Genomic DNA, 13,959 nt, shown 5'->3' with positions numbered 1-13,959 from the left:
GCCTCCATACCCTGACAACAACATTTTATGGAAACCTTTTCAATTACTACCCGGTTAACAACTGCTGAGTACGCTAAAGTTTTTTTTAAAGGTCTTTACAAAAGACCCGTATTTATTCTTTCAACCGTTTTAGGATTATACCTGATTATGTCGCCATTTATTTACGGCGAATCAGATACACCATTATACGAAACAGCGGTAGGTTGCTTTCTTTTACTGGCGCCCTGTTTGATTGCTTTAGCTGCCATTAAGCAATTTACTTCTAACCCCAGTTTTAAAAATGACGTCACATACACCTTTAGTGAAAGCGGAGTAACGGTACAAGGACAAACCTTTAAAGGCGAGTTTGTGTGGGCACATATTAACAAACAGAAAGAGATAGGCAGGTTTCTGATCTTGTATCATACAAAAAAGGCAGGTACCTTCATTGACAAAAGCAAGTTAACGCAGGAGCAGGTGGAGTTTATAAAGGGGAGGGTTGGGAAGAAGTAGAAAAAAAGAAAGCGACTTGCGCCGCTTCTAAATAATTTAAAACAATGAAGCTAGCAATGGCACTCATTTCGGTCTACATAAGTCTTATTTCCATTAGAATTAATGTAATAACAGCCACCGTCTGAGCCTTTGTATAGCTGCTTCCCATTGTGAGTGCCGCAACCACCTGACGAACCAGAACCACCAGACGAACTGGAACCACCTGATACAGTGCCAGTAGGCTCCATGATTGAAATATTATAATTCCCATCCGTAGTTAGTCCACTTACTTTAATGTTTTTAATCTCCGCTCCAGTAAGCTGTGCGCTTTCAAAAGTGTTATAGATATAACTACTTTGGTTGTTCAGAAAAAACTGAACCTTGTATGAATAATGCTTATAAAGCAAGCTCTGACTGTATATATCATATTCAACATTCACGGAGCCATTGAGTGTAACCGCGGAGGAGAAAGTTATATTTATACCCCAATAAAGATTCCCATTTGAGGTTGGCCGGTAATCCTTTACAACAACGAGCAATACTTGTTCCTCTTTAACAGTTGCGTCGTTCTTTTTACATGAAAACAATAATAGAATGCTTGCGAAAATGATCAATTTCATAATGAGGGGTTTGTAGTTAATGAATGCCGGGAACCTCATTAGAAAGCTTGCGAGCTAAGTTAATTTATGATTTATACTTTTAGATGCTTATTGAAGCTCAAAAATAAAACTAAGTATTAACCCTCCCCATTGACCTCCATCAACTTCTCTCCCACCCTCCCATTCATAACCCCTTGTCCCACATGCCCATCCTTCTCAACTCATCCGAACTTGTCCTTCGTCAATTTATTTTAACCCAAATAATTCCTACCATTACCCCTTAATTCAAACCCTCATTATGAAACGAATGCTTGCTGTATCCGCTATGGTGGCCATCGCCGCCTTTGCTACCGCTTTCTCTGGCTATTCTTATAACCTGAAAAAACATCATGAAACCTGCAAAGGGTCTAAGTACTGCTCGGCATGTAAAAACTGCAGCAGATGCGGCCATTGCGCTAAAAATGGTGGCTCTTGCGGCGTATGCCGCTAAAAAAAAAGCGTCCCCGACAGCATTGTCGGGGAGCGCTTTGCCTTCCATATTCTGATACCTATTTGATCATGATCTTTTGGGTCAGCTTTTCATTGCTGCCTTTTTCTGTTACTACCATCATGTAAATTCCGGTATGCAGTCCGGTTATTGACATATTATCTTCATGATAATTGTTCCATTGCTTTATCACCTTTCCATTCAGGTCAATGATCCTGATATCGCGTAATGCACTGCTTCCGAACAATATATTCATGTTACTTGCAGTTCCCGGGTTAGGATATACCGTTATCTTCGATAATTCTTCCATACCGCGCACACCGCGTAATGGTGTCATTTTGCGGGTACCATCTTTATCTATCTGCACTACACGGTACCAGGTATTGGCTTTGGCCATATTAACTTCTGTAAACTGATATGTTAATGGCAGGTTGCTGTTTCCGTTAGCAGCCTTTGTTGTTACAAATCCAACCTTTTCATATGCGCCATTGCCTGTGCTGCGTTGAATTTCAAAACCGGTATTGTTGCTTTCCATACTGGTAGCCCATTGTAATGTAACATTCTGCCCATTACGGTTACCGGTAAAGCTGGTGAACGATACAGGCAGCGAACCTGCCGGCGGCCAGTTAATGGTAACCGTTGCATCGTCGGTCATATTATCGGCTGTTGTGGCAAAGTCGTTATCCGGACCGTCATCAGTTAACTGGTAAGTAAATGTCAACTGTGTAATAGTAGTTGAATTACGGGTAACAGTAAAGGTTCCATCGCTGTTCACAACTACCGTTCCGTTTACTGGTTGTGTAGGTACATTCCATCGCAAATGGGCATACGTATCGTTCTCGTCATTATCGGTTCCGCCGGCATCTACAGTGTTGCCGGTAGGGTAATCTAAATTAGAACCATACAAGGCGCCGCTAAAACCTGTTTCAGTACCGTTGCCACGAATAAACCAATCGTTCAATGCAACAGGCGCACAGTTGGTACCACCGCATATAAGCGCTACGCCACTGATAGAAACATTATCGATCACATATTTATATCCACCACTACCACAAGCTCCATGAAACGAAAGAAAGACTTTGAAGCTACTTTCGTTTACACCAGCAGGAAAAGTAAAACTAAAACAATTCGTTCCTCCTGCCTGCGCCAACTGGTAATTATCAACGTGTGCATAAATATTGGAGGCTGTTTCTAAATCCTTTTTATCAGTTACAGAAGATTTTACAAACAATACATCTGCATAAGTGATACAGGGAAAAGGGATCTGATTTTTCATAGAGGTTTCCCAAGCCGTAATATCAAGACACACCTTTACTGTATTAGATGTTTTATTTACCGCAGGCGTACCTATTACCGCAGGTACATTATCACCCGCCCCGGAAGTTTGCACAACATCATTTCCATTTAAAACATAAAACTTGGATCCTTGATCTAAGATCCAACCAGTAGGGTTAGGGCTAAAATCCTCTTCCAGCTGAGCTTGCGTAATAGTCGTAATTGTCGCAAATAAAATAAAAAGTAAATACCGCTTCATAATGAATGCATTTTGTGGTTAGGGAAAATATTAGGGGTGTTTCACAGCGGTATATTGGGTCTACTGTTTCAAGGGGTATGAACATAAGTATCCTGCACGCCGGTTTTGCCGGAGCAATAAGTTGTATGTTATCGGTTATTGGTGAAAATGGAACTGTTATACCTGTAATAGCCGGGGAGTATATGCATAGCGAAGCAATGCAATGCATACTTTCTTTTCGGTTATTTAGAGGTTATATACAGCAATTAAGCGTATTCTGTCTACTGGAATTTCTCAGGAATAGAATTGTTGATACCGATGTTTTTAAGGAGACGTGATGTGATGATCAGGGGTATTGGAGATAGATGAGTCAAATATAGAATGTGAATTTCATATTCGCAAGAGAACAGATATATAATTGACTTGAAACAAGTCTGCATTAAACATAACAACAATATTTATAACCCCTTATAAAAGAAAAAACTTTTCCCGCAACTGGCAGAAAAAGCTTTAACTATAAATAGCGTATACATTATTACGAATGAGATGCAGGCACCCGCTCCAGCACCCATTTCTTGGCAATTTCCAGCTGTTCTTTCATGGTAATGTTTGTATTATCGAGCTCAAGGGCATCGTCGGCCTTACGCAGCGGGCTTACTTCGCGGTGAGAATCAATATAATCACGCATTTCAAGATTGGCCCTAACCTCTTCCATAGTTACGTTGGGGTTCTTTTCGTATAACTCCTGAAAGCGGCGTTTAACCCTTATATCATTATCGGCCGTCATAAAGATCTTTAATTCAGCATTGGGAAATACAACCGTGCCTATATCGCGGCCATCCATTACTATACCCTTGCTACGGCCCATTTCCTGCTGCTGCTTTACAGCAAACTCCCGTACTTCCCTAATGGCTGCAACCTCACTCACCTTTTCTGCCACCACCAGGTCGCGAATAACGTACTCCACATTCTCACCATTTAGGTGCATCTCGCTTTGGCCGCTCTTGTGGTTCGACATAAACGAGAGCTTTATATGTTGCATAGCCTCATGTACTATCTCGGGATGCGTCCAATCAACGTGGTTACGCAGAAAATACAACGTAATAGCGCGGTACATAGCGCCACTATCTATATATATGTATCCTAACTCACGCGCCAGTTGTTTGGCCAGTGTACTTTTTCCGCAAGACGACCATCCGTCGATGGTTATTATGATCTTATGTTGCATAGACATTGGGTACAAATGTAAAGGAACAAGAAACAAGGAACAAGGCGCAAGTCTTTAATTTTCCAGCAGTCTGAACATAGTCGGAAATCCTGAATTTCAGGCCCTGTTCCTTGATTCTTGAGCCTTGAACCTTGTGCCTTAAAAATAAATGTCGCCCCGGTCTTGGGACGACATCTAATTTGTAGTGGGACTAAATCGGCACACTACGCTGTGTCACCTGGTGCAGTCCATCACCTTAGAGGATGCCCTGAATAATATGCCGGCATAGCGATAATGCCACGTTATACCCGGGGGTATTGTAAACCGAGGGACACGGTAATATTAACGAAATGTTGCCTATTTAGTTGTCCACAACACATAAAATGACATAAAAAAATCCCTCCCGATGTATCGGGAGGGATTGATATACTTAATCTTATGCTTAATTGTTTGCTTCCGATTTCTCTTTCTCCGTTTTCAGCGTGAACTTGATCTTGCTGTTCTCTTTATCAAGGTCGGCCAACAAGGTGTCGCCTTGCTTGATGTGGAGGCTCAGAATCTCTTCTGCAAGAGGATCTTCCAGGTATTTCTGAATAGCCCTGTGCAACGGACGGGCGCCAAACTGTACATCATATCCTTTTTCGGCGATGAAGTGTTTTGCTTCGGTTGTCAACTCAAGGGTGAAGCCCAGGTTGGCCAAACGTTTCATTACACCTTTCATCAGGATGTCGATGATTGAGAAGATGTTCTCTTTGTTCAGCGAGTTGAAGATGATCACATCATCAATACGGTTGAGGAACTCTGGCGAGAAGGTACGTTTCAACGCTTTTTCAATAACGGCTTTGTTATTTTCATTAGCATTTTGCGTACGTGCTGCGGTAGCAAAACCTACACCATCGCCAAAATCTTTCAATTGACGTACACCTATGTTTGAGGTCATGATGATGGTAGTGTTCTTAAAGTCAACTCTTCTACCTAAACCATCTGTCAGCTGTCCATCATCGAGCACCTGTAACAGGATGTTGTAAATATCCGGGTGTGCTTTCTCAATTTCATCGAGCAATATCACCGAATATGGTTTACGGCGTACTTTCTCGGTTAACTGACCACCTTCTTCATAACCCACATATCCCGGAGGCGCGCCTATTAAACGGCTCACCGTGAATTTTTCCATGTATTCACTCATGTCAATGCGAATAAGCGCATCTTCAGAGTCGAACATGTAGCGGGCCAGTGAACGTGCCAGCTCGGTTTTACCAACACCGGTAGGTCCGAGGAAGATAAAGGTACCGATAGGCTTTTTAGGATCTTTCAACCCTACCCTGTTACGTTGTATAGCTTTTACCACTTTTTCAATGGCATCATCCTGACCAATCACCATACCGCGCATATCTTCGGCCATGCGGCGCAGTTTTTCGCTTTCTGCCTGCACCATTCTCTTCACCGGTATACCGGTCATCATGCTCACTACTTCGGCAATGGCTTCATCATCTATGGGGTAGCGTTTGTGTTTGCTTTCTTCTTCCCAGCTTGCTTTCGCTTTTTCCAGTTCTTCCTGCAAACGTTTTTCGGTATCGCGTAAAGAAGCGGCTTCTTCAAACTTCTGGCTCTTTACTACTTTATTCTTTTCAACCTTTACATCTTCGATCTTCTTTTCGAGGTCGAGGATCTCTTTAGGCACGTTGATGTTCTTTAAGTGAACACGGGCGCCTACTTCATCCATAACGTCAATTGCTTTGTCGGGCAATAAACGGTCGGTAATGTAACGGTCGCTTAATTTAACGCAGGCATCAATGGCATCGTCACTGTAAGTAACGTTGTGATAGTCCTCGTATTTTGATTTAATGTTGTTCAGGATCTGAACAGTTTCATCAACACTTGGTGGTTCTACCATTACTTTTTGGAAACGACGATCGAGTGCGCCATCTTTTTCAATGTACATTCTGTACTCGTCGAGGGTAGAAGCGCCAATGCATTGGAGTTCGCCACGTGCCAGGGCTGGTTTAAAGATGTTTGATGCATCAAGAGAACCGCTTGCACCACCAGCGCCTACGATGGTATGTATTTCATCGATGAACAGGATCACATCTCTGTTTTTTTCCAGTTCATTCATGATGGCTTTCATGCGCTCTTCAAACTGACCGCGGTATTTTGTACCGGCCACCAGAGCGGCAAGGTCTAATGAGATCACACGTTTATCAAATAAAACTCTTGATACTTTACGTTGTACGATGCGCAGGGCCAAACCTTCAACGATAGCGGTTTTACCTACACCGGGCTCGCCAATGAGTATTGGGTTGTTCTTTTTACGACGGCTCAGGATCTGCGACACGCGTTCAATTTCTTCCTCACGTCCAACGATAGGGTCAAGGGCACCACTCTCGGCTAAGCGTGTAATGTCGCGGCCAAAATTATCCAATACCGGTGTTTTACTTTTTGTATTACCGGCAGAGCGTGATTTCTGCTGCGAATACTTTTTTTCATCATCAAAATCGTCTTCGTTCTCATCGGCATATTCGCTGCGTACGTCGTTGCTTTTAACAACGCCTAATTCGTTTCTGAATAAATCGTAATCCACGTCGAACTGATTTAAGATTTGAGTTGCTATGTTTTCCTTATTCTTGAGAATGGAGAGCATTAAGTGTTCCGTTTCAACTGTAGGGCTCTTCAGGGCTTTTGCTTCCAACACAGTTACACGTATCACCTTTTCAGCCTGCTTGGTGAGTGGTAAACTGTTTATGTTAGCAATGTTTTTACCGGTTTTGTCTTTTACTGCCAGTTCTACCTCTTTCCGCAATTCGTACAGATCCACATTAAAGCTTTTCAATATACGGACAGCAGTGTTCTCTCCTTCACGGATCAACCCCAGCAACAAATGTTCAGTTCCGATAAAATCGTTTCCCAACCGTAAAGCCTCCTCTCTGCTAAAAGAAATGATCTCCTTTACCTGGGCTGAAAAATTGTTGTCCATTTAATTATAATTTGTTGTGTGTTATACAATAATAACGAATATTTTTGACATTCTGTTGTACCCTTTTATTAATGGTTTTTGTGTTTTGCATCAATTTAATTTTAAGACCTTATGCAGTTCAAAATTGATACCAGTGAGAAATTCCATGCCATTCAGATCAAAGAAGTGTCTTTATCTGCTAATATGACAGGAGAACTAGATGCTTGTTTAATGCCCCTGTTGCAACAGGAAGTTAAAAACGTGGTGCTTATTTTACAAGACATTCAAAACATTGATAACGCTGCCGGTGAGCACCTTGTGAAATTGCAACAAAGCTTTTACGAACAAAGCGCTTCATTTGTGATCTGTGGCCTTCAAAAGCAGGTGGAAAAAGAGCTTGACGCCGCCGATCTGCTTGAATTATTGAACGTAGCGCCAACAGAAAGCGAAGCATGGGATATAGTACATATGGAAGAAATAGAACGCGAACTGGGCGATTCATTTTAGTTGAAAATTTTACCCACCCGGTATTATTCACAGCTCATAAAAATGTGTTGAACAGCTCAAAACCGGAATATGTCAAGAACCGCCGTTGTGTCACCTGTTTACAGAGTAAAAATGGGTTAAAACACCTTTTTCGGATATGTTAAAGTTTAGAAGTTAACAAGTTGACAAGTTAACCAGTTAACAAGTTGAAAGCAAGAGATTGGAAAATGAAGCATAAATGTGACCACACACCCGGCGTGCGAAGTGTAAACAAAGCCTAAAGCAGAAAACTGAACAACTGAATAACTGAACAACTCAATAACCGGGGACAGGCCCAGGAACTAAAAAACCAACAATTCAGAATTAAAGACTTGGACAAATATGCAATTATAGTAGCCGGAGGGTCCGGTTTGCGAATGGGCACCACTTTGCCTAAACAGTTTTTGCCCTTATGCGGCAAACCGGTGCTATGGCATTCACTGGAAACCTTTCTTACAGCCTGGCCCGATGTGCAGATCATTCTGGTACTGCCTAAAGATCACCAGCAAATCGGTGCCGATGTCGTAAACACCACCAGCGACCCCACCCGTATAAGGATAACAGTAGGTGGCGAAACCCGCTTTCATTCAGTTAAGAACGGCCTTGCCCTTATTGAAAACCCCGGCGTTGTGTTTGTTCATGATGCCGTACGTTGTTTGATCACCACCAACCTTATTCACCGCTGTTATGAACAAACGGTTGAAAAAGGCAATGCCATTCCTGCCATTCAACCCATCGACACTTTGCGTATTGAAACCCCTGACGGCAGTCAGCTGCTCGATCGCACCAAAGTGCGTGTTATTCAAACCCCGCAAACATTCTTCAGCGATATCATTAAAAAAGCCTTTGAACAACCCTACAATGCTTCATTTACCGATGAAGCCAGTGTGGTTGAGAAACTGGGTGTTGCCATTCAATTGATCGAAGGCGAAGCCACCAATATAAAAATCACCCGGCCACTCGATATTCTGCTGGCCCAAAAGATCCTTGAGGAACGAACCGCATAACATCGCCCCTGATGAAAAATAAAATAAAACGAATTTTTCTTGTTGGATCAGTCACCTACATCCTTATAGAAATAACCTGTTTTATTTTCATCAAAACCGGCTACATAGGCGCCAACCTTCCGCAATTTTTTACCGATCCGCGCGATACCATGGTTTTCCCTTACACCTATGCCGATGTAAATGAACAATGGGGCGTATGGCATTATAACTATCCGGTAAAAGCGCGCTATGGTTGTGTAACGCTTACATGCGATCCTAATTCCACAGGCGCCAGAGACGTTGAAAGAACATTGCACAGCACCGATACCAACCGCTGTATTGTATTGGGCGATTCGTTTATGGAAGGCTTTGGCATTGCTGATAAAGACCGCGTATCGAACCTGTTGGAGGCCGCCACCGGTCATGAATTCATGAACTTTGCCTGCAGCGATATGGGCAGCACCCAGGAATACCTGGTGTATAAACACCTGGCATCAAAATACGATCACAATACAATACTGTTAGGCATTTTACCGGCGAACGATTTTATGAACGACAATATTCAGTTCGATTCATCACAAAGCCCGCTTCGCTATAAACCTTACTGGAAAGGCGCCTACCCTAACATGAGCATCTATTACTACACCGATCATTTAAATAAATCGGAGTTTAGTTACAATGCCTACCTGCATTACAAAACAACCTTCAAATACAAATTGCGGCACGTGTTGGAAAACACTACCTGCTGGTTCAATATCCTGTACTTTGTTATGAAGAAAAAAGGTGCGGTGAATGTTATTGCAAAGCATGCCCAGGGCCACAAAACTTATTCTGGTTATTTCGATTATTCACCCATAGAGCTCGACCGCTTAAAGCAATCTTTATTGTCATTGCGCAATGCAGCACCCGGTAAAAGGATCATTGCCTTTACCATTCCCATTGCCAGCGACTGGCGCCGGTATGGCAACAGCAAAACATTCCCTTCACTTGTTACTGAGCTTGAAAAATTCTGTAAGACGCAAAATATCATATACACCGATTTGCTTACAACCGGCAACCCCGATGATCAGAAGAACTACAAACAGCAGTTCTTTGATTGTGGCGATATTCACTGGAACGAGCATGGCAACCAGTGGGCTATGAAAAAGCTATTGTCTTATCTTACAGAGAAGAAATAAAACGCTATTGATACTTTAACATTTTAAGCTTACGCAGTATTGGCGGCAGCCTGTTTATGGTAATATGGGGATACCAGGTTAATTGCGCCCCCAGGCATTCAAACAAAAAAGCAATACCCGCAATATCAGACCCCTCAAAATCGAGCACATACCCTGTGCCGGCATACTTCTTTATCAGCTGATCGAGCACAAAGTAAAACCCGCCGTTTTCATTTGAACCGGATGTATTACCAGCCAGCAATGAGTAAACTCTTTTGTTGTAAACAATATTAATGTCACTGGCAATTATGCTGCCATTTGCATTCAACGCTGCCATGGTGTTACAGGCTTCTACCTGCGGCCGGATCCCCTTGTACAATCGCACAAACCGGTCGTAATCGGCTTTTGGTACGGCATCCTTTTCCTTCATCATGGTAAATGACAGTTCGGCAATGGTCTCAACATCTACATCTTCAGTGATTGTTAATCGCGCCTCATTGGCCTTCTTTAATTTACGGCGGGCATGCCTGTTGTATTGTTCCTGAAGTAATGGATATGAAGCATCGAGTTTCAACTCATAATTCTTTCGCGGGGTTACATGGCGGCCGCTTAAAGCATTGTTACCGGCGTTAAGGTCAATATCTATGAGCCTGAACTTACCGGGTATGTGATCTATAAATGTTTTAATCAACGCCTCATCAATGGGCAATGCAGAGAACACCCCCAATGAGGCAGTTACAAATGGCTGGTACAAATAACTGATGCCAAATTTACGACGCCAGGTTAACGGCATTACCGCTTCATAATCGCCCAGCACCAGGGCATCCCAGTTATCGGCCATATGATCGAGGTAAAAAGAATGGGCATACAACAACCCGTTGGCTGCATGGGCAATACATCGGTCCCATTTTTGGGTATCGATCTGTGTACGATGCAGGTATTGCAGGTTGGGGTGCATAATGCGCTAAGCTACTAAAATGGGATCTTATTGCCTGTTACCTTGCGTATATTGAACCGTTGAATATCGATGCTAAAGGAGATCTTTTTAAAGAATGAATTTTGTTCGGGCACCGTTTTCAGGTTATCCTTAAACTCCCTACTGTATAACAGGGGCGCATAAATATTAACCAGGTCGTGAAACAGGCCCAGTTGTAAACCTGCCACATACAAGAACCGGCTGGTGGCCGCATCCTTCTTCCAGGCATCGGCATAGGTACCGGCATCGAGGAAGATCTTTATTGGCAGTTGAACGGGCAACAGTCCTTTGGGCAATGTAGTGTTCAGGTTCATGGAAGCGATCCAGTTATCTGACCGGCCCTGCAAACCCTGAAACAGATCGGTGCGCAATTTCAGTCCGCCATCGCGCATCATTACCTGCTGACTTAAAAACCCTTCCGCTTCATTACGGCCCACAAAGTAATTGCTGTAGGTATAATCTTCGTTGCCCCGCACGGCAGTTAACTTGGGTTGATAGGCCAGTGTGCTGAATTTCTTTGAAAGCGTTTTCTCACCTATATAACCAAATTTGGCGGCGAATACCCGCATTTGCAAGCCGCCGTAGCTGGCGTAGTTAAAGAAATAATTGCCGGTGGCCGTTGCCCGGTAAAACCCTTCCCCCTGTTGCACCTGTAACTGTGCATCGTAAGGATATAAAGTGCGGTAATCGGCAATATTAAAGGTAAGCTGGTTCAGATAGCGGTTGGTTGTTTTGCCTTCTGTTGGGTAAAACTCACCATCTTCATTTTTCATCACATACCTGAAACCGTTTTCCCAAATAAAGAAGGTGCGCCACTCGAGCCATTTATCAACAGTGCTACGAACATTTTTATTTTTGAATGTGAACCGCAGCGCCGGGGCTACTTTGTAAAAACCATTATAGAGGGTCTTACCCAAACTATCAACACCATCCTGTGTTGAGAAGTGTGCACCACTTACTGAAAGATCAATTTTATCGAATGTTTTATTAGGCCGCCAGGTATAACCAATACGGCCAAGGCCCGTTACTTCTTTACTGCCGGTTGCAAACAGGGGGGCCAAAAAGTATTGGAACTTATGTGCCGGAAAGGTATAGTTATGCAACAGCAGCCCTATCATAAACTGGTCGTAGTTATTGTACCCTGCTGCCGGCATCCAGTTTAAATAACTTACGCTGTCATAATTCCTCAGAGAGAATAAAAACACCGGTTTCCACTTGCGGCGGGCCATCGTATTTATGCCGCCTTTTTGTTGCAGCGAATCCATAAACGATTGCACGGCCTTACCATCCCCTACCGTAAAGCTTTTTTGAAAATCCTGCGGATACGGATGTTTGAATTGCCATTGGCGGTAATACGCCTGCATACAACTATCGAAACGCTGAGTGCCTATAGCATTCTCAAGGTGTTGCATCATAAAACCCGTTTTCAGGTACACTATAGCCATGTAATTCACCTCGGTAAAGTCGCCTGATGGCGTAGCTATTGGCTGGTCTTTTTTAATTTGTGCCAGGGCATCAACAGGTAACTCTTCAATGTTATCGGGCAATCTTTTTTGCAGCCATTTCGGGTAATTGTTGCTGGGATATTTCATTGCCTTATACCGGTTATCGTAATAGGTGTTCACACCTTCATCCATCCAGGCATGATCGCGTTCGTTGCTGGCCAGTATGCCATAAAACCAGTTATGACCCACTTCATGCTCAATGGTCATATCCAGTGTTTTTTCATCAAAGCCCGGCGAAATGCTGGTAATGGTAGGGTATTCCATGCCGCCTTCAAAACCCATTTTGGCTTCTACCACACTCACTACATTATAAGGGTACTCGCCAATAAGGTTCGATCTGAAATGCACCGCGTCTTTTAAGAATTGAATGCTTTTGTTCCAGCCCTTGCTTTTTATTGAGCGATAAAAGCTCATGGCCTGCACTACCCGCCCCGATGCCAGTTGAATGGTATCCTGCTTTACAACAAAAGCCGAATCGGCAAACCAAGCAAAGTCGTGTACGTTATTTTGTTTGTATTGAAGGGTTTTAAGAGTTTGTGGTTTGCGGTTGGTGGTTTGTGGTTGCTCCGCAATTTGAGCCGGCTGCTTTTTTTGCGGAATTTTCTTTTTCCCAATAGAAGTTGGCTTTTTAGCTACCGGTTTCTTTGCTACAGGTTTCTTTGCCACTGGCTTTTGGCCGAACCCCGGTTTCTTCTTTATTATTATTTCGCGCGTTTGATTGGCAGTATCGGCCTTTTTCTTCAACCATTCTTTTTCCTCTTCATTCTGCAACTCACCCGTTGCAGCCACTACATATCCCTGGGGAACGGTAATGCGCACATCAAAACTGCCAAACTCGCTGTAAAACTCACCCTGATCGAGGTAAGGAATGGGATGCCAGCCTAAACGATCGTACACGGCTGGTTTGGGATACCATTGCGTAACCTGGTAGGAATGCCGGGTATGCCCCCCGCGCGAAAAATTGGCAGGTAATTGTACATGAAAAGGCGTGGTTATTTCGGTTTCCTGGTTGGGTGCCAATGGCGCCGGCAGGTTAACTTTTATAACATCTATGTATTGCGGATGATCTTCTGTTTTAAGAGTACTATTTGCTACCCGAAAATCGAGGCGGTTTATATATCCTCTTTTATCACGGGTAGAAAAATAGAATTTCGTATCCCCGTTTTGCAGGGTTTGTTCGGTAAATGCCGTTCTATCGTTCTTGAACGCATTGGGCCATAAATGAAACCAGATGAAACGCAGCGTATCGCGCGAATGGTTAACATACCGCAGCTTTAAAAAACCTTCCAGCGAATGTTCGGTATCATTGAGCGATACATCAATAGTATAATGCACTTCCTGTTGCCAGTAATCGGCCTGGCCAATGGCTGGTAACCGCAGCAATGCAATAAGTAGTAGAAGGTAAAGCTTTTTCATTGTTGTTAATGGTCAATAGTCATGAAGCAATAAGCTAAGGATAAGTTATCTACAAACGGCAATCGTGAATCGGCAATCGGCAATGGCAATGGTTTCCGAAATCCCAAGCCTCGCTGCCCGTGAAACGGCAAGCGTGAATCGGCAATCGGCAATGTTCCCGGAACTTC

10 protein-coding genes are annotated in these 13,959 nt (G+C 43.3%); 4 read left to right on the top strand and 6 right to left on the bottom strand.

What is annotated here, in order from left to right; all coding sequences use genetic code 11:
• Positions 1-27: 27 nt before the first annotated feature.
• Entirely contained in the window at positions 28-492 is a 465-nt protein-coding gene (locus tag GGD38_RS26795; RefSeq protein ID WP_375303186.1) for a YcxB family protein, read from the top strand.
• A gap of 50 nt (positions 493-542) precedes the next feature.
• Here the strand turns inward: GGD38_RS26795 and GGD38_RS26790 are convergent, their stop codons facing one another.
• From GGD38_RS26790 to GGD38_RS26775, 4 genes are all read right to left on the bottom strand, one after another.
• Complete coding sequence (locus GGD38_RS26790) at positions 543-1,091, bottom strand: hypothetical protein (protein ID WP_375303187.1); 549 nt, start codon at positions 1,089-1,091, stop codon at positions 543-545.
• A gap of 527 nt (positions 1,092-1,618) precedes the next feature.
• Positions 1,619-3,091 carry a T9SS type A sorting domain-containing protein gene (locus tag GGD38_RS26785; protein ID WP_375303188.1) on the bottom strand — a complete coding sequence of 491 codons (1,473 nt, stop codon included), beginning with the start codon at positions 3,089-3,091 and terminating at the stop codon, positions 1,619-1,621.
• Positions 3,092-3,605: 514 nt separating this feature from the next.
• Positions 3,606-4,298, bottom strand: a complete 693-nt coding sequence (cmk, locus tag GGD38_RS26780; protein WP_375303189.1) for a (d)CMP kinase — start codon at positions 4,296-4,298, stop codon at positions 3,606-3,608.
• 421 nt (positions 4,299-4,719) lie between these two features.
• Positions 4,720-7,248 (bottom strand): ATP-dependent Clp protease ATP-binding subunit, encoded by a 2,529-nt coding sequence (locus GGD38_RS26775; RefSeq protein ID WP_375303190.1) that lies wholly within the window; start codon positions 7,246-7,248, stop codon positions 4,720-4,722.
• A 111-nt stretch (positions 7,249-7,359) separates the two neighbouring features.
• Here GGD38_RS26775 and GGD38_RS26770 point away from each other — a divergent pair, with 111 nt between their 5' ends.
• From GGD38_RS26770 to GGD38_RS26760, 3 genes are all read left to right on the top strand, one after another.
• Positions 7,360-7,734 (top strand): STAS domain-containing protein, encoded by a 375-nt coding sequence (locus tag GGD38_RS26770; protein WP_375303191.1) that lies wholly within the window; start codon positions 7,360-7,362, stop codon positions 7,732-7,734.
• 350 nt (positions 7,735-8,084) lie between these two features.
• Complete coding sequence (locus tag GGD38_RS26765) at positions 8,085-8,759, top strand: 2-C-methyl-D-erythritol 4-phosphate cytidylyltransferase (protein ID WP_375303192.1); 675 nt, start codon at positions 8,085-8,087, stop codon at positions 8,757-8,759.
• Positions 8,760-8,770: 11 nt separating this feature from the next.
• Complete coding sequence (locus tag GGD38_RS26760) at positions 8,771-9,916, top strand: hypothetical protein (RefSeq protein ID WP_375303193.1); 1,146 nt, start codon at positions 8,771-8,773, stop codon at positions 9,914-9,916.
• Between the two features lie 4 nt (positions 9,917-9,920).
• Here the strand turns inward: GGD38_RS26760 and GGD38_RS26755 are convergent, their stop codons facing one another.
• Entirely contained in the window at positions 9,921-10,853 is a 933-nt protein-coding gene (locus GGD38_RS26755; protein WP_375303194.1) for a GNAT family N-acetyltransferase, read from the bottom strand.
• 14 nt (positions 10,854-10,867) lie between these two features.
• Complete coding sequence (locus GGD38_RS26750; protein WP_375303908.1) at positions 10,868-13,792, bottom strand: M1 family metallopeptidase; 2,925 nt, start codon at positions 13,790-13,792, stop codon at positions 10,868-10,870.
• Between the last annotated feature and the right edge of the window lie 167 nt (positions 13,793-13,959).

The organism is Niastella sp. OAS944 (assembly GCA_024809215.1).
In the GTDB taxonomy this organism is placed as follows: domain Bacteria; phylum Bacteroidota; class Bacteroidia; order Chitinophagales; family Chitinophagaceae; genus Niastella.
This window is presented reverse-complemented; position numbering and strand designations above follow the sequence as displayed.